This window comes from Streptomyces sp. NPDC001137 (assembly GCF_040298885.1).
Taxonomy (GTDB): domain Bacteria; phylum Actinomycetota; class Actinomycetes; order Streptomycetales; family Streptomycetaceae; genus Streptomyces.
On the sequence record NZ_JBEPBA010000025.1, the window covers coordinates 28,588 to 46,286 of the forward strand.

General features: G+C 66.4%; 20 protein-coding genes. 14 read left to right on the forward strand and 6 right to left on the reverse strand.

Translation table 11 applies throughout. From position 1 onward, the window contains the following. The first annotated feature begins 101 nt into the window (after positions 1-101). The 6 genes from ABT254_RS36410 (at position 102) to ABT254_RS36435 (ending at position 7,603) form a co-directional block, all read left to right on the forward strand. Complete coding sequence (locus tag ABT254_RS36410; RefSeq protein WP_351480087.1) at positions 102-2,345, forward strand: SUKH-4 family immunity protein; 2,244 nt, start codon at positions 102-104, stop codon at positions 2,343-2,345. Positions 2,346-2,557: 212 nt separating this feature from the next. Then, positions 2,558-3,553, forward strand: a complete 996-nt coding sequence (locus tag ABT254_RS36415; RefSeq protein ID WP_351480090.1) for a HEAT repeat domain-containing protein — start codon at positions 2,558-2,560, stop codon at positions 3,551-3,553. 178 nt (positions 3,554-3,731) lie between these two features. Further along, on the forward strand, positions 3,732-4,496 hold the full coding sequence (locus ABT254_RS36420) for a hypothetical protein (RefSeq protein WP_351480092.1): 765 nt from the start codon (positions 3,732-3,734) through the stop codon (positions 4,494-4,496). A 50-nt stretch (positions 4,497-4,546) separates the two neighbouring features. Then, positions 4,547-5,668, forward strand: coding sequence for an SUKH-4 family immunity protein (locus tag ABT254_RS36425; RefSeq protein ID WP_351480095.1), 1,122 nt, complete (start codon positions 4,547-4,549; stop codon positions 5,666-5,668). Positions 5,669-6,299: 631 nt separating this feature from the next. Beyond that, the gene (locus ABT254_RS36430; RefSeq protein ID WP_351480098.1) at positions 6,300-6,818 is read left to right on the forward strand and encodes a hypothetical protein; all 519 of its coding nucleotides are present in this window, start codon (positions 6,300-6,302) and stop codon (positions 6,816-6,818) included. 122 nt (positions 6,819-6,940) lie between these two features. Further along, positions 6,941-7,603 carry a hypothetical protein gene (locus ABT254_RS36435; protein WP_351480101.1) on the forward strand — a complete coding sequence of 221 codons (663 nt, stop codon included), beginning with the start codon at positions 6,941-6,943 and terminating at the stop codon, positions 7,601-7,603. 347 nt (positions 7,604-7,950) lie between these two features. On the opposite strand, the gene ABT254_RS36440 is transcribed toward ABT254_RS36435, so the two are convergent. From ABT254_RS36440 to ABT254_RS36450, 3 genes are all read right to left on the reverse strand, one after another. Further along, positions 7,951-8,340 (reverse strand): hypothetical protein, encoded by a 390-nt coding sequence (locus ABT254_RS36440; protein WP_351480104.1) that lies wholly within the window; start codon positions 8,338-8,340, stop codon positions 7,951-7,953. Positions 8,341-8,405: 65 nt separating this feature from the next. Further along, entirely contained in the window at positions 8,406-9,581 is a 1,176-nt protein-coding gene (locus ABT254_RS36445; RefSeq protein ID WP_351480107.1) for a WXG100-like domain-containing protein, read from the reverse strand. A gap of 20 nt (positions 9,582-9,601) precedes the next feature. After that, a complete protein-coding gene (locus tag ABT254_RS36450; RefSeq protein ID WP_351480110.1) occupies positions 9,602-9,928 on the reverse strand; it encodes a hypothetical protein in 327 nt (108 codons plus the stop codon). Between the two features lie 213 nt (positions 9,929-10,141). Here ABT254_RS36450 and ABT254_RS36455 point away from each other — a divergent pair, with 213 nt between their 5' ends. From ABT254_RS36455 to ABT254_RS36475, 5 genes are all read left to right on the forward strand, one after another. Next, positions 10,142-10,645: a hypothetical protein gene (locus ABT254_RS36455; protein WP_351480113.1), complete on the forward strand. Its 504-nt coding sequence runs from the start codon at positions 10,142-10,144 to the stop codon at positions 10,643-10,645. A 34-nt stretch (positions 10,646-10,679) separates the two neighbouring features. After that, positions 10,680-11,267, forward strand: a complete 588-nt coding sequence (locus tag ABT254_RS36460) for a hypothetical protein (protein ID WP_351480115.1) — start codon at positions 10,680-10,682, stop codon at positions 11,265-11,267. A gap of 237 nt (positions 11,268-11,504) precedes the next feature. Beyond that, positions 11,505-11,912 (forward strand): hypothetical protein, encoded by a 408-nt coding sequence (locus tag ABT254_RS36465; protein WP_351480118.1) that lies wholly within the window; start codon positions 11,505-11,507, stop codon positions 11,910-11,912. 18 nt (positions 11,913-11,930) lie between these two features. Next, a complete protein-coding gene (locus ABT254_RS36470; protein WP_351480121.1) occupies positions 11,931-13,049 on the forward strand; it encodes a hypothetical protein in 1,119 nt (372 codons plus the stop codon). Further along, positions 13,046-13,291, forward strand: a complete 246-nt coding sequence (locus ABT254_RS36475) for a hypothetical protein (protein WP_351480124.1) — start codon at positions 13,046-13,048, stop codon at positions 13,289-13,291. The genes ABT254_RS36470 and ABT254_RS36475 overlap by 4 nt, the downstream gene beginning before the upstream one ends. A gap of 82 nt (positions 13,292-13,373) precedes the next feature. Here the strand turns inward: ABT254_RS36475 and ABT254_RS36480 are convergent, their stop codons facing one another. Further along, on the reverse strand, positions 13,374-14,135 hold the full coding sequence (locus ABT254_RS36480) for a hypothetical protein (protein WP_351480127.1): 762 nt from the start codon (positions 14,133-14,135) through the stop codon (positions 13,374-13,376). 609 nt (positions 14,136-14,744) lie between these two features. Between ABT254_RS36480 and ABT254_RS36485 the strand changes: the two genes are divergently transcribed. Next, a complete protein-coding gene (locus ABT254_RS36485) occupies positions 14,745-15,401 on the forward strand; it encodes a hypothetical protein (RefSeq protein WP_351480130.1) in 657 nt (218 codons plus the stop codon). A 255-nt stretch (positions 15,402-15,656) separates the two neighbouring features. On the opposite strand, the gene ABT254_RS36490 is transcribed toward ABT254_RS36485, so the two are convergent. Continuing rightward, positions 15,657-16,001, reverse strand: coding sequence for a hypothetical protein (locus ABT254_RS36490; RefSeq protein ID WP_351480133.1), 345 nt, complete (start codon positions 15,999-16,001; stop codon positions 15,657-15,659). Positions 16,002-16,439: 438 nt separating this feature from the next. Between ABT254_RS36490 and ABT254_RS36495 the strand changes: the two genes are divergently transcribed. Together ABT254_RS36495 and ABT254_RS36500 are read left to right on the forward strand one after the other, a co-directional pair. Continuing rightward, the gene (locus tag ABT254_RS36495) at positions 16,440-16,703 is read left to right on the forward strand and encodes a hypothetical protein (RefSeq protein ID WP_351480136.1); all 264 of its coding nucleotides are present in this window, start codon (positions 16,440-16,442) and stop codon (positions 16,701-16,703) included. Further along, on the forward strand, positions 16,700-17,071 hold the full coding sequence (locus tag ABT254_RS36500) for a PIN domain-containing protein (protein WP_351480138.1): 372 nt from the start codon (positions 16,700-16,702) through the stop codon (positions 17,069-17,071). The genes ABT254_RS36495 and ABT254_RS36500 overlap by 4 nt, the downstream gene beginning before the upstream one ends. 178 nt (positions 17,072-17,249) lie before the next feature. On the opposite strand, the gene ABT254_RS36505 is transcribed toward ABT254_RS36500, so the two are convergent. Continuing rightward, positions 17,250-17,648, reverse strand: coding sequence for a hypothetical protein (locus ABT254_RS36505; protein WP_351480141.1), 399 nt, complete (start codon positions 17,646-17,648; stop codon positions 17,250-17,252). Positions 17,649-17,699 lie beyond the last annotated feature (51 nt).

Consider the following 17,699-nt stretch of genomic DNA (forward strand, 5'->3'; position numbering starts at 1 on the left):
AGGCGCCATGCCTTCGCTCGAAGACGTGATGGCGCGGACAGCAGTGCACTTGATACGTTGTCTTCACCGTCACCTTCACCGTTCACTGAAAGGGTTCCCTCTTGCCCGATTTTCTCGATCAGAATTGGGAACGTATCGAGGCCTGGCGAACGCTGCCTGCGCGCAAACGGCAGGTCTTCTCCATCACCGGCGCCGCAGCCGTCGGCAAGACAGACTTCCTCGCTCAAGTGCGGAACCGGATTCCCGAATCAGTGTGGATCGACTGCCGGGGTTTGAGCGCAGACGCAGTGGCCTTGAGCATGCGCGAGGCGTGCCGGACGTACCCTGCGCCTGGTGACCTGGTGATCTTCCTCACCAATGTGCAGTACGCCGGAGACCTGTTGACCTCCTCCGAGCCTGCACGTATCGCGAGAGTGCTGGCTCCCGGCTTCAGGCGGTTCGGCACCCGCGATGTCTGGGTGATGGCTGAGCACGATCCCGAGCTGATCCCGGTGGCCGTGAATCACGAGTACGAAATCGCTCTGGCCGACCAGTCGACGATCCAACCCGAAAGTGAAGGCCTTCCTGTCGAGCCGTGGCTGAAGGCGTTGGCGGCTGCGGAACTCCGGATCGTACCCGTGACGGTGTGGCAGCTGCTGTGCGCTTCCGCTGACGCGCCTGCCAGCCCTGAGGAACTACTCGCCCTCGCTCGCCGCCGACCGGACATTCTCTCGATGGTCGAGGAGGATTCGGACGCCCCGGAAGTGGGGTTTGTCTCGGACGCGCTCGCGCACGCATGGCGGCGGGCTCGGCCCTCCGAAACAGCCATTCAGGCGAGGGTGGTCGAGGGACTGCTGACTGCCGTCAGTGTTTCGCCTGAGGGCGTCTGGGCGCAGGGCGGCCCTGTAGCTCGTTATGCCGGCCGGGCTCTGCCCATGCACGCCGCTCTTGCCGGTGCTCTGCCCCGTGTGCTGGAGAACGGCCGACTGCTCGCTCAAGTTTCACCGGCTGGACTGTACGAGGCGCTTGCCGTTGCCCACCCCGACGGTGTCCCGTACGGGAGCACCGCCGCGCTCCTCCACTATCTGGAGGTCCAAGGCATCGTCACGTCGTCGCACGGAGAGTGGGTGGCCTGGCTGCATCATGCGGCACTCTGCGCCGGGCGCACGGAGCTGGCGGATCAACTGCTGAGTAGTGGAGTGGAACTCCCTTGGCGAACGGTCTGGTCGAGGTGGCGACCGCTGGGCGTCTTCGGGCTGCAGTCACATGGCGCAGGAAGGGTCGACGAATTCGGGACCGTGGGGAACGGGCCCGCTTTGCGTCTGATCACCGCGCGGGACACCACCACTGGTAAGAATGCATCCCCCAAATACCGATACCTGCGGCAGGAGTGGGACCCCACCACTGGCGCACAGACCTCGGCACCCCTCACGGTGCCCCGTCCCCTCGCCGAGGGTGACTGGAACTGGATCAGTGCCGGCAATCGACCCGAGGGTCTGCCCGTCGATTTCGCGCGTCACGGCGACAACGGCTGGGAAGCCGACTCACCCGTGCCTTCCCTGCCACCTCGCTGTCCGTCCGCTGTCACCCAGGGTATTCGTGTCAACGACACCTGGGTTCTGGCAGGCAAGGAGGGGCTCTTCGCGGTGACCGTGCACGAGGCGGCTCACATCCCCCAACCGCCCTTTCCGAGCAAGCCCTTGGTAGCGGCCCACTGTCAGGCCGGCCCTTGGCCTCTCCCCGATCGCGCGGCCGCCGCTCTGCGTGGAGATGAGCCAAGGGAATGGCTGGAAGAGACTTTTGGCCTCGGTTCCTGCCATCGGCTCGGTACAGATCAACTACCCCAGGGGATCAGTGACGGAGAGACCCGTCTCTTCCTCACTGAAATCGGCTTGCCCGAGATCCGCGACTTCCTGCACCTCTCCATCACTCCGCGCGGCGACCGGCCCTTGCACGAAAGTCCCTGGCCCGGCCGTGGGAGAGACATCCCTCGCCACCTCCGCGCGCAGCGCGAGGCGCCCAGCAACGGACCGTTCTACGAGCTGGGTGCGTGGATGTACTCAAGGCTGTTGCTGGACGGCGTCACCGGCCAACTCCTCAGGGACACGACAGGCGGCATGGCCGAGCCGCTGGCGGGCAGCAGCCTCCTTCAGTTCTTCGCCATGGTCCGGCTCTTCGACGAGTTCCGCAGAACGCACCATCCCGACGCCCCCGACCACAAGGACGCACGGATCAGCCTCGCGGCATGGTGCAGGCAGATTGATCCCGACGCCGCCCAGCGCGAGGTCTGGGCGAACATTCTCGAGGGGTACGACTTCGAGGACAGCACCTGGGACCTCGCCACGTACGGCGACGAATGGGTCTGAGTGCAGAGAGTTCACACGGACACAGCCGCAGAGAGGAAGTCATGGTCCCATCGACGACGAAGGCGGCTCCCATCCGGTGTGGAGTACGGGGCTTTTGGGAGACCGGCTGAACCGGCGTGAAGCGCTCGCGCAAGGCAGGAGTCGCATGTCTTCGGCGACCTGGACACATGGGGCACCAACCAGGAGCGCCCCTCACAACTAGGCTGTGCGCCATGTCAGATGCCGTGGACGCTCTTGTACGGAACCTCGCCGACGATGATCACAGCGTGCGGAAGGCCGCGGAGCGCCGCCTGGTCGCCCTCGGCGTACAGGCAGTCGACAGTCTGCTGCCGTATGTCGGTGAGGACGGGCCGTCCCGGCTGAAATGGGGCGCCGAGTCCGTCCTGCAGGGGCTGGGCGACCAGGTATTGCCACACCTGCGGAAGATCCGGCTACAGGGCCCGGGGCGTCTGCGCAGCAATGCGCTGAAAATCTTGGTCGACCTGGGTGGCGGTGAGTACCTGGACCAGGGCGATCGCAGTGCGGTGGAGCGTCTCGTGCGGATCAAGCTCACGGACGAGCGCCCGGTGAGGGTCCCGTCGGAGGCCGGCCGCTGGTTGGCCTTCCCGGCGGATCAACTCGACGCCGCTGTATCGGCACTCGGACTGCACGACCTCAGGGCAGTCACCACTGTCATGGGCGTTGCCGCAGCGACTTTCGCCAAGGATCACATTGAGTTCGAAACCGCGGAGGGGCATCGCGTAACCCCGTACCGCGTCTTCATCACTCCCGAGTTCAACGGCTGGCGCCTCTTGTTCGGCAATACGTTCCTGGACGAACTCGGCGGCGCCCGCCTCGCTGAAAAAGTCAGCGAGCAGTCCGGAGAAGCCCACTTCTACGCCATCGACACCTACCACAATGCCAATCTCTGGTGGATCGCCCGCGATGGCCACGTGGTACGCGGTCACAGTACGTACGGAGAGCCGGAGTGGGTTGGAGATCCCCTGCCCTTCGAGATCGAGTACATGGAAGGGGAGGACGATCCCTTTATGGCCCCCTACTTCGTGGAGAAATACGCCGAGGGTGTTACGGACTCAGATGTGGTCGCAGATGCGCTCTCGGTCACACCAGGCCCAATGCCCGAGTCGACCACGCACGGCCACGGCTGGCTCGCGACCACCCACCCCGACGTGCCCAACTCCCGTTTCAAGGGCGCCTTGCCCATCTGACCGGGTTCGCGGCTGCACTGTTGCTCACCCGGTTCGAACCATGTGGCGGCAGAACAGGAACCGGCCGGGCAAACTGCTCGGACCGCCAGGACGCCGTACTCGGAACCAGAGATCGAGGACCAGGTGGAGCTGACACCCGAGCAGGCGATTGAGCGGGTCGGGGGCTGGCTCGACCCGAATGCCTGACGCCGTCTTTGTGGACTGCCGGGGCCTGACGGCAGACGATGTCGCACAGTTTCTGCTGAGGGAATTTGATGCCGCCGAATCTCCAGCATCACTCATCTCAGGCGCCCTGAGTATCAGAAGCGGTGGAGTTGGTCTCCTTGCGAACGTCCAATGGGCAGACCGATTCGTCACCTCGAACGAGCCGAGCAGGATCACTCAGCAGGTGATCCGAACTCTGAAGCAGTTCTCGCGCCCGACTCTGCAGTTTGTGGTGGAACGATCCGCTGACAGGCCATGGGTGCTCGCTCCGGCGCGAAATGACATCGTCCTCACGTCTCCGATCGGCCGCGAGAACGGTGACGATGCTCGATTCACCGAGGTGGCACGACTGGTTGAACGTTATCCCTCACTGCAAGCACTCGCCGCAGCGGAACTGAGCACCATCTCGCTGTCACTGTGGGCGGAATTGTGCCGTTGCCTCGATATCCAGGCGTCGCCCGGCGAACTGGGCGAGCTTCCGGAGGCCCTTGCGGACCTCCTCATCACTTACGAAGTCTCGGAGACGGAAAGAGAAGTCGGATTTCGGGCGGAGTCCGATCGCTACCGCATCAGGCGGCTCCATCCGGTGGACCAGGGGTCATTGCTCTCATCGCTATTGCGCCAACTGGAGACGCACGACGCACGGTCCAACAGGACGACCAGCGCCCTTGGCCGCTATGCAGCACAAACGGTGGGCGTCCATGCCGCGCCCACGCCGGCCGCTTCGAAGACGTGCTGAACCACGGGCACGTACTGGCAAACCTCGATGCCACAGGGCTGTTGCGAGGCATGACCGCCGCCTGGCCCCAGGGCGTTCCGCAGAACAGCGTCGCCATCGACATTCACTATCTGGAACAACTGGGGCTCGCTGCCGCGCCCCACGAAGAGTGGGTGTCCTGGTTGCATCATTGCGCGCTCAGTCGAGGCGACGAAAGGCTGACTCGGTCGATAGCCGCTGCGGCGGGAGACACGCTCCCACTGCGGACGGTATGGGCCAATTGCCGCCCGTTCGGGGTCTTCGGCCGATTCACCGGAACAGCGGCGGGTCTGTCCGAGGCATCGCCAGGTGAGACGTTTGACGCGCAGGAGGTGCTTTCCCTGCTGGCCGAGAGCCATTCGTGGCCGCTCCTGGAGACCGGTCCGCCCGTTCGGCACATCTTCGATGGACGCCAAGACGCCTTCCGCCCCTTCCTGTCCAAGGAATTGTCAGAATCACAATGGCTGATCACCGGCCCGTCCGGCCCGTTCGCCGTGGATGTGAACGCCGAGCCCAGACGACAGCCACACCTGGTAGCGCTTCCGGCCCCCTTTGCAGGTCCCATCACGAAGGCCGGCGTGTGGAACTGTCCCCCACAAGCGCGGGCCGCAGACGGCCCTGAACGACCTTGGCTGGAAGCCACGTTCGGGGAGGGCACCTGCCGCCGCCGTCCCGACAATGACTTGCCGCCCGGCCTGCGGCATGCGGACAGTCGGCACTTCCTGGCCACCGTCGGCCTACCCGCACTGTCGGAACAACTTCCCTTTGTCCGCACGGTGGACCTGGACAAGACAGGGCTGGTTCAAGTCCCGTGGCCCGCCGACATGGAGCCGCCCGAGAGCGAAGGCTCCTTCTACTATCTGGGAGAGTGGACCGGAGGCAACGTACTTCTCGATGCAGACACAGGTGCTGTCGTCCAGGACTACAGCACCAGCTATTCCTCCGTCACTGTCGCGACGAGCCTGCGGCAGTTCTGCATCCTTCTCCGCCTGTACCACGAGTTTCTGATCAGCGACTTCAGTACACCGGAAGAACGAAGGGGCGCACGCCACAGCCTCCGGCAGTGGGCAGAGGAGATCGACCCGGTGGTCGAAGAAGCCGATCACTGGGAGCACGTCTTCGACGGAGACTTGGACATGTGGGGTACCGAGTAGAGGTACATCACGCCACCTTCGACAATCCGACGTACCCGCATCCCGGTTCAAGTCGCCTTGCCTGTCCGACCCCCACCCCATCAATCGCCTGGTGCCTTCGGGTCGACATCCGCGAACCTCATCGAGGGGGGTCAGAGAAGCGGGGTTACGCAGCCCTTCGCGAGCAGAGAACGACTGAAGGGCTGTCCCCTTGCTCGAGCCCCTTGATCAGGATTGGGAGCGCATCGAGGCCTGGCGAACGCTGCCTGCGCGCAAACGGCAGGTCTTGCTTCCAGCGGTACTGCCCCTCAGCAACCTTCACGCAGCCCGCTCCGGCTCCCACGACCCCCTCCTGATCTCACTGATAATTTGCTGCTCCTACCAGTCACCTCCATTGACTCCACGGGGAATCATGAGCCAGCCGCCGTTCCAACCGCCTCCGCAGCCACCGCAGCCGCCGTATTCACCGCCGAACCACCCCAACCCCTACACCCAGCCCGCACCGCAGCAACAGCCAGGGTTCGGGCCCCCCTCCACCCCTGCGCAGCCCCCCATGCAGGCCGGCCCGCCGCCCGTTCCCGGGCAGCCTCCGATGTACGCCGGACCGCAGCCGGTCCCCCAGGGGCAGCCGCCGGTGCAGCCGATGTACCCGATGCAGCCGACCCCTCCGTTCCAGGCGCCCCCCTTCGGACAGCGTCCCAACGCGAGCGGCAATGCCGTAGGCGCGGTGTTCCTCGGGTTGTTGGTCTCCTTCATCGTGTCGCTGCTCTACAGCGGCCTCATCCTCGCCACGTACAAGGACATTACGAGCACCACTGTGGCCAACACCCTCTACCTGGGCCACGCACTCCTCAATGGCGCGATCGTCGGCGCCTTGGTGGGCAAGGTGGGTCGCGACAGCAACGGTGCCCGGATCGGCGGAGCCGTCATCGCCGCGTTCGGCGCCTTCTTCGGCTATGCCAACGGCCTCCCGCTCATCATCGCCAAGGAACAGTCGCTCATGGCGATCAAAAACATGCTGGAGTACACCCCCTTCCTCCCGGCCAAGGCCTGGTGGAACAACGAATCCACCGGCGGAGTCGACTGGTTCTCCCCGCTCGGCCTCGTACTCGCCGCAGCCGCCGCCTGGGGCATCGCCTACCTCATCGGCAACCAGCGCCGCCAGGCGTGACTTGACGGCCGCCGTACCGCCCTGCCTCAGCGGAAGGCAGGGCTGTCATCACGACTCGCCCTCGCTACGGCGATCAGTGCCCGCCGGCGGGAGGCCCGGAGACCTTCCCTAAACTCCACCCCATGTCGTTTCCCGGCGAGCTCTCCCCCTCCCCTTCCCCCACCGCCACCGTCGTGCCCACCGGCCGACGCTCCTCACGGCGGATGATTCCCCTGGGCCTCGTGCTCACGGCGATCAGTGCCCTCGTTCTGTTCGGCGGCACAGCGATGACCGTCGGCCTCGGGGACGGGGCGCCGAACCCCAAGGGAATCGGGGGGATCGTCATGGGGCTGTTCCTGGGCTTCATCGGTGTGGCCGGCCTGGTCACGAGCTGGTCGGCCCGGCGCTCGAGCGTGAGCGTCGACCACCTGGGCCTGTGGGTGAGCAACGGCCGGGCACAGAACGTGATCCCCTGGCAGAGCCTCGCCGGAGTCGGCCTGCACTGGAGCAAGATGGGCAGAGGCGGGGTGAAGGTGTACTCCATCGAGCTGTGCCCGAACGCTCCCATCGACCGTGACGACCCGGTCCTGTGGCCCTTGGTCCGCGACGAGGAACCCTTGCACCCCACCCTCCCGCGGCTGCGTTACCGCCTCCCCGTCCCCGCGAGTTCCCGGGTGCCGCTGGTCGCGGCGATCCAGCAGCAGGTCCCGCAGCTGTGGCTCGGCGAGACCGAGCGCGAGGCCGGCTACATGGGCGTTCCCGACCGCAAGGGGCACCGGGAGCGTACGCACGGCTCCTCGCGCTGAAGTCCGGCCGCCCTCCGGCGCTGCGGCTCCAGTGATCGCACGGCCTGCCGCTCATGCTGATGAACGACATGGGCGACGACAGCCGGGAGCAACAGCAGACTCGCATCTGGCGGAGTGCGGCAACGCTCGTCGGATGCCTCAGCTTCCACACCGAGGCGGGGCAGCGGCCCCGAGCGGTGTGGCAGGGTCGCACCGCCACGGCGAGCGCTGCCTCATCCCCGTACTACTGCTGGTTCAACTCGCCGCCCCGTACCGGGTGTACGAACCGGATCCCTCCGGCGGGCAGGACTGCTCGGGGAAGCCGCTGACGCTGAGCGCGACCGGGCGTCCGCTCAGCGCTGAAGTGCTCAGCGCCGAGCCGACCGCTTCCCCTCGACGGAACCGTGCACGGGCGCATCCCGCTCCGCCCGCTCGCGGTCCAGTTCGGCCTGTTGCCGCGCGTCCCAGTCCGCGAACCGGCTCTTGGACTGCTGGCGTTCGGCATACGTCTGGTCCTCGGCCGCCCGGCGCATCTCGTGGAGTCGCTGGTAGACGGCCTCGGTGTAACGGGGGTCCTGGAAGGCGTCCTTGACGTCGACGCGGCCGCTCAGCACCTCACTTGCCATCTCGCGCAGGGCCGGGTCGAGCGAGTTCGTGCCGGCGATGGTGCGCAGGGAGCGGCGCAGTCGCAGGGCCTGTTCGGGGTCCTGGGCGATCCCCATGAGTTCCTCGTCCTGGATCTCCCGGTCCGCGGTCATGGGTGCGGCCGTCCTTCCTGTCGTGTCTTGTCGTTTCCTACCGGGGCGGCACGGCAGCGAGGGCGTCAGCCGAACTCGCTTCGGGCCCAGTCCTGTGCGCCCCCCGAGCCGTGCGAGGAGCCGGAGCGCGCCGTGGACGCGGAGGCCGCGGTCCTGTTGGAGGACGCCTGCGTGCTCTGGGAGGATCCGGAACCCGAGCCCGAGCCCGAACCGGAACCCGAGCCCGTCCCGGAGGAGCTGTCCGCAGCCCCGTCGGCCGACTCCCCGCCGTTGCCACCGTGTCCGGACACCGCGTCGACACCGTGCTGCACGCGATCCCCGACCGCCCCGGTCACCTTCTCCGTCGCGGCGTCGACGGCACCGTCCACGTGCCCCTGCACGTCGGCGTATCCGGCGAGGGTCGACCCCTCGCCCCCCTTGACCTCGTTCTTCAGGCCGTCCAGATAGTCGCTGCCCGCCTTCTTGGCGACGTCCGTCGTCTCCCCGAGGTCGATGCCGGACCGCTCGTCGAAGTGGGCCTCGACGCTCTGCTGGGCGATGTTCTGCGCCATTCCGACGGCGGCTTCCTTGGCCTTCTCCTTGGCCGCGTCCACCACCTTCTCCTGGACGAACTGCTTCGCCTCTTCCTTGATCTTGTCCTTGGCGAACTGCTTGACCTTCTCCTTGGTGATCTTCTCGAGCTGCTCCTTGGCGATCTTCTTCAGGGCGTCCATGGTGGCGTGTTCCATGGCCTTGGTGATCGCCTGCATGACCTCCGTCCTGAGCTTGTTGAGCAGCTCCCGGACGATCACCCGAGCGGCCTGCGTCGCACCCAGCGCGCCGACCTCGGACAGTCCGAAGGTGAAGGGGGCCGCCGCCTGGGCCGCGATGATCTCCACGGCCAGGGCGATGAGTTGCGCGATCACGGCCAGCTTCGCCGTGAGGACGGCGATCGCGGCGGCGTCGAAGGCGAGGGCGATCACCTCGCACGCGGTCCTCGCGTCCGGGATGTAGCTGTCCTGGCCGTTCGTGCCGGTGTAGGCGCCCCAGCCCTTGGTGAACTCGTCGACAGCCGTACCCGCGTTGCTCGCCAGGATGGTGCGGGCGAATCCATCGCCCTCCGTCTGGATCGTCTCGAGATCCTTGCCGAAGGCCCGCCAGGCCTCGGCGACATCGTGCAGTGCCTGTTCATCGGCCTCGGGCCAGCTGTAGCCGAGGAGATCGAGCACCCAGACAAGCTCGCTGGGCAGTGTGAGCGACATGCCAATATCCCCGAATTTAATTAGAGTTGGCCCGAGATCCCGTCCATCAGCACATAGTTCGACGATTCCGATTCGTCGTAGTTGCGCGCCATGTCCTGCAACTTGTGCCCGATGCTCTCCAGCCGCTTCCCCAGGCTGTCCATCGATGTGAAGATTCCGTCACGAACCGGCGTGTAGACCTGCCCGAAGATCTCCCCGAAATCCGCGTCCGCCCAGGGCTCTCCAAGACCTTCGAGAGCGTCCTGGAGCCGCTTGGAGGCCTTCCCGAATTCGACGCCGAGTTCGGCGTAGTTTCCTCCCTGCTTGCGGAGTACTCCCGTGTCCACATCAAAGGCTTCGAACGCCATCGCTCTCCCCCGTAGTTCACTTGGCGCGTTCATATAGGACGACAGACGGATACCTTAGACTCCTCGCGCACACCCCGCCAACCCGCCGATCCACCGGCCAAGAGACCCAACAGCTTCCCAGGGGGACGACCAACAGTGGTGACAACACAGCCGCGTTACGGCAGCACAGGAAGCCTTTGGGTGGGAAGACTCGTAGGCCTGGGGCTGCTCCTCGTGGCCACGGTCATCGCCGTTGTGACGGTCCCGGAACTGCGCAGTGAACTCGCCGGCGAAGGCACCGAAGGAACCCTCACCGTTTCTTCATGCGAGACACACACGAAGACCCACTACGGCACGCACAGGCGTACGACTCAACTCGAGTTCAGCTGCACCGGAAACTGGACCGCGCAACAGGGCGGCGCCGGCTACCAAGACGTGACGGTGAACACGTCATCACGCTTTGAAACCGGCGCAAAAATCCCCGTCGTGCAAGCGGACGACACTTTCGAATTGCCCGAGGACCGGGCGCCCGGAAAGGACGCCGGAATTCTCGCGTTCTGCCTCTCCCTGCTGGCATTCGGCGTCTTCTGCCTCCTCACCGGTTTCGGGGCCCGCAACGGCCCCGCCCTCTCGGACTCCTGGCAGCGCCTGCCGGCCGCAAGGGTCACCGGCCCCGTCCTGGGCGGCGTATTCGGCCTGGGTGTCGTGGCGGCACTCGTCTGCGCATTCGCCCTGTAACGCCCGCATCCCTCCTGAGGAACCGGAACCCCCAATGACACAAGTACACGGGAACGCCGCGACGAACGCCGCCGCAACGGGAGATCGGGCGGGCCGCGGCCGCCTCATCGGCGCAGGCCTGATCCTGGCAGGCCTCGTCCTCCTGGCCCTCGGCTCCTACCTCGGCCCCTACAAGTACGCCACGTCCACACCGGGCAAACTCACGGTCCAGAACTGCACCGTCGACTACAAGTACCGGAGCTCGTCGAGCAGTTCGAGTTCGCGGAAGAAGACCAAGAGCCGGTGGTGCTACGGCACCTTCACCTCCGACGACGGCAAGGTCAAGGACCTCAACGCCGAGCTCAAGAGCGACGCTCTGTACCAGCGCGGCCACGTCATCGAGGCCCGCAGGATCAGTGACGTCTCCTACATGCGGGACCAGGGCTGGGCCCACGCCATCGCCCTCGGCTGCGCATGGTGGTTCGGCGCCCTGATCGCCCTGGCCGTCGGCCTCTTCTGCGCCGTCACCGGCTTCCCCTACGGCGAGAGGGAGAGCCAGGGCCTGTTCCGCACCACGCTGGTGACGGCCGGAGTGGGTGTACTCGGCCTCGTGGTCAGCCTGTTGGTGGTGTTCTTCACGTGACGGAGGGCCCGGCAGAGGTGGGCGGAGGGGGATGACGGTGGCACATCAAGTGGCGGCTGCCCTACGCTGATCAAGAACGTTCCTTCTGTACGGGGAGAGAGCCGGGCACCGGCTCTGAAGGAGACGGCGATGAGCCAAGCAGTCGATCCGAGGCTGGCGTATGCCCAGGTCTCGGCACCAGCGACCACCGCAGCACCAACCACCACCGCTGCACCGGCCACCACAGCCGCGCCAACCATGAGAACTGCCGCGCAGCCCGAGCCGACGCCCTCACCCTCGCCGGGCCCTCCCCCCACGCCTCCCTCGCCCGCGCCGCCGGTCTGGGGCGGCGACCCGGACGTAGGCGTCAGCTCGTCGTTCCTGCGGGGCAGGGCCGACGACTGCGACACCACCTCCGAGATACTCCGCAAGACGAGCGGGCCGGCCGAGGACTCCTTCCGCGACCTGGCGAAGGGCGCGCACGGCTGGTCGTTCGTCGACAGCATCGACGAGATGCAGAGCCGCTGGGAGCTCCTGCTCACCCTCGTCACGGGCCGGCTGGACACGGCCGCGCAGAACTTCCGCGACAGCGCGGACGCGTACGACCGCAACGAGGTCGCGACCGCCTCGCAGTTCGCCGGGCCGCACCCCATCCCGTCCCGCTGAGCCGGAGGAAGCAGCATCGTGGTCACCTTCCACCAGCTCATGGAGCTCGACGTGAACGCGCTGGAGACGTTCAGCGACAGCTGGAACGCCATCCACCGCAAGATCAAGGACGCCCGTACCGAATTCCACGACGGCGTGGTCAGGCAGCTGCACCAGGACCACTGGCAGGGCAGGGCGGGCGAGCGGGCACAGGCGTACTGCGACCTCGTCCAGACGGACATCGACGCCCTGGACAAGGAGGTCAGGGCGCTTCGCGACTACGTCGACACGGAGGCCGACGGCGCCAAGGGCACCGGCGGGACCAAGGGCCTGCGGGAGCACCAGCTCAAGGCCCAGGACATCCAGCGGCAGGCGCTGGAGAACGGCATGACGATCAGCGCCGACGGCCAGATCGAGATGTGCGTCGTCGACGACCCCGACGACCCGGACGTGCACAAGAACTACCAGGAGCACCAGCACATCGCCGACGACCTGCAGAAGCGGCTCGACAAGATCCTCGACCAGGCGACCGAGGACGACGAGTGGCTGGCCCGGCGGCTGAGAATCGCCTTCGGCACGATCCACAACTTCGAGAGCGAGAACCGCAGGTTCAACATCGCGGAACCGGACCCCAGGGACCACGAGATCCGCAACAAGCTCAACAACGTCGGCGCGGCCTTCGCCAGCCCGTACTACGACTACCCCAACGCAGCCGGCCTGATCCAGCACTACCTGGACGCCAGCGGCACGGACGTCGAGGTCGACCCGAAGACCCTGATGGACCAGGTCCCCGCCTTCCAGAAGGACGTCGACAAGACCCTGCGCACCGACGTCCACGGCCGCCCGGACGGCCCCTTCACCACCGAGTGGCAGAGCACCGCGCCCAACCCGAAGGACGGCCACAGCAGTTCGGACTGGTACTACGCGCTCAACCACTTCCAGTACCGGGTCACCGGATACGTCCACGACGGCGAGGTCACGTACCGCGTCGAGGTCCAGAAGCGTTACGACTGGGGCATCCCGAGCGAGCACCGTTCCGACGTCGGGGGCGGCGGCCAGGAGATGGAGCAGGCGGACATCGCCCATCTCAACACGGTGGGCCTGGCGCAGGACTTCAACGTCCGCGGCACTTCCGACGAGATGACGTCCTGCGCATGACCGGGCAGCATGCACCCAACAGCGCCGCCCGCCGGGACCGGGCGGCCGAGCCGGATCCAGGCCGTCGCCGGACGATGAGGTCCGTGCTGCGGATCGCACTGGTGCTGGTGGGGATCGCCGCCGTCGTGCTGACCTTCGTCGTCGTCCGTGGCTTCCTCGAGTTCGACCACGCCGTACGCCACCCTGAGGACGGCTTCTCGGACTGGCAGTGCGCGGCCGAGTCGGGCACCTGCGGACCCTGAGCCTCGACGAGGGGGCCCTGAGCAGCTCGGTCCGACGAGCTAGTTGCCCGCCGGACCGTCGACTGCGAAACGGGAACCGGGACTACTCCTTCGGTGCCTCTACGACCGAGCCGGAGGGCGCCTGCGCGCCCACCGCCTTGCCGAAGTCGGAGTACACCATGTCCGGCATGTCCTCACGGCTGCTGTCCTGCTTGAAGTAGTACGGCTTGCCCGTGGACGCCACGTACCACGTGACCGACTGCCCCTTCGCCGTCATGATGACCGGCACCGCCTGCTGCCCGTCCACCGCGGTGACCTTCCCCTTGGTCACCTTGCTGCCGGCGTCGAGCGTGTCAGGCTCGGCGAACTGCTCCTGGTGGCACCAGCTGGCGAACCCCTTCATCAGCGGGTGGCTCGGCGTCCCGTGAAGCCACTTGTCGGCAGAGAGCGTGTTGGCGCCGAGTTCGGAGTTGAACTCCTTGACGATCGCCGAATCCGGCTTGGCCCAGACGTCGTTGCCCTTGCGGATGATCTGGAAGGTGCCCTTCGACATCTTGACGGTGCCGACGCATTCCGTGGCGGAGAGCAGCAGATCGGTCTTGGTGTCCCCGCGCGTCATCCGCTCCCGGAAGGAGCCGGCACCGGCGTTGGCCTTGTGGCCCTTGTCGTAGATCTCCTTGGCGGAGAGCTTCTCGACGCCGTTCGGCTCGGCGGCAGGAGCGGCCTCTGCGGTCTTGGACGGCGTGGAGCCACCGGACCCCACGGCATCGGCGCCGCCGCCGTTGCAGGCCGCGAGCGACACCATCGCCGCGGCGCAGGCGAACGCGGTGGCTGCGCGTCGGACGGACAGGACAGGCGTGTGCATGAAAACCCCGTGATTATTGACTGCGTGCAAACGTGCTTGATCATCCAAGCAAAGCTCCGGTCAACGACTCCAACTAGACCCCACATCAACTGACTTGTCGACTAAATCCCCTCAAGGTCTTCACGCCTCGATCCCAATCGGCCGTCGCAGCTCAGCCCCATGTTCGCCATGGCTCTCTCCCGCGCCGTTCGTGGCGCACCTGGAATTCCCCAGTCGCTGAGGACCACCGTGGAGCTGTGGGGCTGGGCCTTGGCCGCTCGGGAGCATCGACCGCGGGGCAGTGCTCTGTGAGTGCTTCCATCTGTGGAACGACGCGTCCGATAGGCGCAGTGGTGTCGATCTCGAGGGTCGCGGTCGCCCGGAGCAAGGCTCGACAGTGTTGAGGTGACAGTTGGCCACTCGCGATGATGGTTGGCCCATGCGGGGCGCCTGTGCCATGGGCCCCTGAGTCGAATCCACTTGATGCCACCGAGGTCGATGGCGCACTGTTCAGGTGACGTTGAACGAGGGGTGCGAAGGGGAGTCGATCGTGCTTCTCGGTGGCAGGTCGACGCGGAACATTTCGGTGGTGGGGGTGTGGTCGCCGGGCGAATACTGAGGCGGGGGCGCGTGCTGGGCCTGACCGCGTTGTTCCTGGTGGGCTCCACATTCGTGTCCCTGGGCCTTGAGGGTGGCAGTGGCATCCTGCTGCACGTCACGCAGAACATCTGGCTGGCGCTGCTCGTGTATCCCGTGCTCTATCTCCTGTCGTTCCTTCTCCTCGCACTGATGGTGCCGCACATGGAGGAGTTTGAGGGCTGGTCCAAGGGCTTGGTCGTCCTGGCGATGATCTTGGTGCCCATCGCTGCTGTGGTCGTGACGTACCAGACCTACTCGGGCCTGGACCAGCGGGCGCTGCACGCCCGGGGCCGAGAGGAGCGGGCGACGGTGACCGACGTGTACTGGGTCGACCAGGGTGCCGATCCCCCTTCTCACGCCGCGCAGCTGGCCGATTTGTCGGGACAGCCGTTGCCGGGCACGGTGTCCGGGGACGGCCTGAAAGCCGGCCAGGCCGTCACCGTCACCGTGGATCCCCGGGGGGAGATCCCAGTGCTGCTGGGCACTCCTTCGACAGGTTCAGGGAATTTCCGGACCGCGGGCATCACCGCGGGCGTCGAGATCCTGTTCCTTGCGTGGGCGGCCTACCGGGGTGCCGCAGACCGGCTGGCCACGAAGACGACCCACGAGCCGAGGCCGACGCAGAGGCCCGACGACGTTCGGACATGACGTACCTGCGGCAACGGCCCCAAGGTTCCTCAGCTCCTGCCCGAGCCGCTGCGGAGAGCCGCAGTCGGCAACATTCGACCCGTGAAGGGCGGCGGCTCCACGCTCGCGACGAAGTCGGGGCCGCAGTCCAACTGCCTCTGAGCGAACTGGCCAACCGTCATCGAACACCACCGTGCTCACCAGCGGTCTTGTTGCTGCCCGTGGCCACTTGTCGTTGGACCTCACGTCGTCGCGGGAAGAAGCCCCGACTAGCAGTCAGACGCTCACGCGATTCCGGAACTTGCGCACCAGCTTCACGACGCCCCAGACAATGAGGCCGCCGAAGAGGAACAGGACGAGGAACGCCTGCCACAGAGGCATCTTCCCCTTTCCCGAATACGAACTCCCGTGGTTGCCGCGGTAGGAGTAACCACCGCTCGACCTCCGGTAGCCGCCATGGCTCTTGCCCCGGCCACCGCCACCCTTGCCGATGCCGACACTGCTCCGCGTCGACGACAGCGAGGCGTACGCGACGGAGCCATGCACCGGCGCCGCCTGAGCTGGGGCAGGTGCGGACCCGAACAGAACGCCGAGCAGGACGAGTACGGTCGCCAAACGCATAAGAGATCCCCGTGATGGTGAGAGGCTGGAAGTGGAGTCACGCCAGAGGACGTGCAGCGTTGCACCCTAGGGCATGGCCGGTGAGGGCTTCGGCCGACCACCACTTCCGCACACCCGTGCACCGGCACGTCCGATCCGCGCGCTCACGATCCAGCTCGGTCTACTGCCGTGCGCTCCGCTCCTCGAACTGGGCCTGGTTCTAAGGAGTTGGGTGGTACATCTGGTCGTCAGCCGCCCGGCGCATCTCATGGAGGCGGCGTAGGTCCTGGGACTCCCCCACGAGAAGACTCGGCCCGGGGGGCAACTGCCCGACGGGCCGCCTGCTGCGTGGCCCGGGGATTACTCCTTCGGCGCCTCCTCAACCGAGCTGGAGGGCGCCTGCACGCCTACCGGCTTGCCGTCTTCGCACGTCTGGGTATTCATTTGTATTCTGAGGGTATGGCTGACACCACAATCAAGATCAGCGAGTCGATAAGAGACCGCCTGCGCACCCTCGCCGAGGAGCGCGGCTTGAGCACACGCGCCTACGTCGAACGTGTGGTCGCCGCAACCCCGACGGAGGCGGAGCGCGCAGAGCGTACAGCGCGAGGCATCGCGTACGTTCGGGCGAACCTGCGCGAGGACTTCAGCGAGGCTGACGTACGACAGGCCCAGGAATGGCGTGCCGCGATCGCGTCCCGGCAAGTGGGGGAGCGTCGGTGATCATTCTGGACCACACAGCAGTAGTGGCCCTGTGTCGTGGCCATCGGTTGTTGTCCGGCCTGGCTGTAGTCGAGGTCGATGAGCCCGACCAGCGCGCCCAGATTCCAGCGCTGTGCCTGGTGGCCGCGAGTCTTGAGCTCCCTGGCGCAGCAGCACATGTCGGAGCGCTGCCCGGTCTCGAATTCTTACCGCTCGACTTCGCCGGCACGGCAACGGTCGAACAGGTGTTGGCAGCCGGTCTGGAATGGCCCTACGGCCACGCCGTCCACGCCGCGATCGCCGGCGCCGTCGAGGGGCAGGTGCTGACCGCCACGCCCGAGGCCTACAACGGTACGGGAGTGTGGGCGGTCGATATCGGCAAGCCATGAGCCACCGAGGCCCAGCGCCACAATGACGCCCTCGGTTCCGCCTCCCCAGCTGTAGCCGAAATGAGGGCCGAGACCGCCCGGGCTACCGCCCTCTCGTGGCGGTCGAAGGACCCCCTGATCGCTCCCCAAGTGCTCGGCACGGCAAGCGGCTTCTACGACAGCCTCCCCGGTGTCTCGCTTACAGCTGCCAACCACGCGCCTGGTGCGACGCTGACCCGTCTCTCTTGCTCCTCCCGCGCTCCGCCTGCTGCTCAGCTCGCTCCCGGTCGATCTCTTCCTGGTACTCGTCCAGTTGCCGCCGGCCTTCGGCTTCTGCGGCGCTGCGCTCTTCAGCGCTCATCTGTTCGTACGCACGCATCCCAAGCTGGGCGCTCTCATGCAGCGCCTCCCGGTAGGCCCCCGTTCGCATCGCCTGGCGCAGCCCGACCCGACCGGCAAGCACGTCGCGAGCCATCTCCCGCACAGTCTCGTCTTTGCTGTCGGCCAGCCTCTGCAGCGACTTGCGCAAAGCCCGGGCCCGAGCAGGATCCTTGGCGATGTCTAGGAATTCCTCGTCTCCGACCCCGTGTTCAGCCATGCGCTTGCTCCTCGCGAGGGGTTTCTAGGTGGCGATAGAGTAGCCGACGGT

What these genes read in the sequence shown, in the direction of transcription:
- ABT254_RS36420 (WP_351480092.1), top strand. Translation starts at nt 3,732, where the DNA reads ATGCCTGACGCCGTCTTTGTGGACTGCCGGGGCCTGACGGCAGACGAT.
- ABT254_RS36440 (WP_351480104.1), bottom strand. Translation starts at nt 8,340, where the DNA reads ATGACCGCGGACCGGGAGATCCAGGACGAGGAACTCATGGGGATCGCC.
- ABT254_RS36480 (WP_351480127.1), bottom strand. Translation starts at nt 14,135, where the DNA reads ATGCACACGCCTGTCCTGTCCGTCCGACGCGCAGCCACCGCGTTCGCC.
- ABT254_RS36460 (WP_351480115.1), top strand. Translation starts at nt 10,680, where the DNA reads ATGACACAAGTACACGGGAACGCCGCGACGAACGCCGCCGCAACGGGA.
- ABT254_RS36445 (WP_351480107.1), bottom strand. Translation starts at nt 9,581, where the DNA reads ATGTCGCTCACACTGCCCAGCGAGCTTGTCTGGGTGCTCGATCTCCTC.
- ABT254_RS36465 (WP_351480118.1), top strand. Translation starts at nt 11,505, where the DNA reads ATGAGAACTGCCGCGCAGCCCGAGCCGACGCCCTCACCCTCGCCGGGC.
- ABT254_RS36430 (WP_351480098.1), top strand. Translation starts at nt 6,300, where the DNA reads ATGCAGCCGACCCCTCCGTTCCAGGCGCCCCCCTTCGGACAGCGTCCC.
- ABT254_RS36415 (WP_351480090.1), top strand. Translation starts at nt 2,558, where the DNA reads ATGTCAGATGCCGTGGACGCTCTTGTACGGAACCTCGCCGACGATGAT.
- ABT254_RS36425 (WP_351480095.1), top strand. Translation starts at nt 4,547, where the DNA reads ATGACCGCCGCCTGGCCCCAGGGCGTTCCGCAGAACAGCGTCGCCATC.
- ABT254_RS36495 (WP_351480136.1), top strand. Translation starts at nt 16,440, where the DNA reads ATGGCTGACACCACAATCAAGATCAGCGAGTCGATAAGAGACCGCCTG.
- ABT254_RS36450 (WP_351480110.1), bottom strand. Translation starts at nt 9,928, where the DNA reads ATGGCGTTCGAAGCCTTTGATGTGGACACGGGAGTACTCCGCAAGCAG.
- ABT254_RS36490 (WP_351480133.1), bottom strand. Translation starts at nt 16,001, where the DNA reads ATGCGTTTGGCGACCGTACTCGTCCTGCTCGGCGTTCTGTTCGGGTCC.
- ABT254_RS36505 (WP_351480141.1), bottom strand. Translation starts at nt 17,648, where the DNA reads ATGGCTGAACACGGGGTCGGAGACGAGGAATTCCTAGACATCGCCAAG.
- ABT254_RS36435 (WP_351480101.1), top strand. Translation starts at nt 6,941, where the DNA reads ATGTCGTTTCCCGGCGAGCTCTCCCCCTCCCCTTCCCCCACCGCCACC.
- ABT254_RS36475 (WP_351480124.1), top strand. Translation starts at nt 13,046, where the DNA reads ATGACCGGGCAGCATGCACCCAACAGCGCCGCCCGCCGGGACCGGGCG.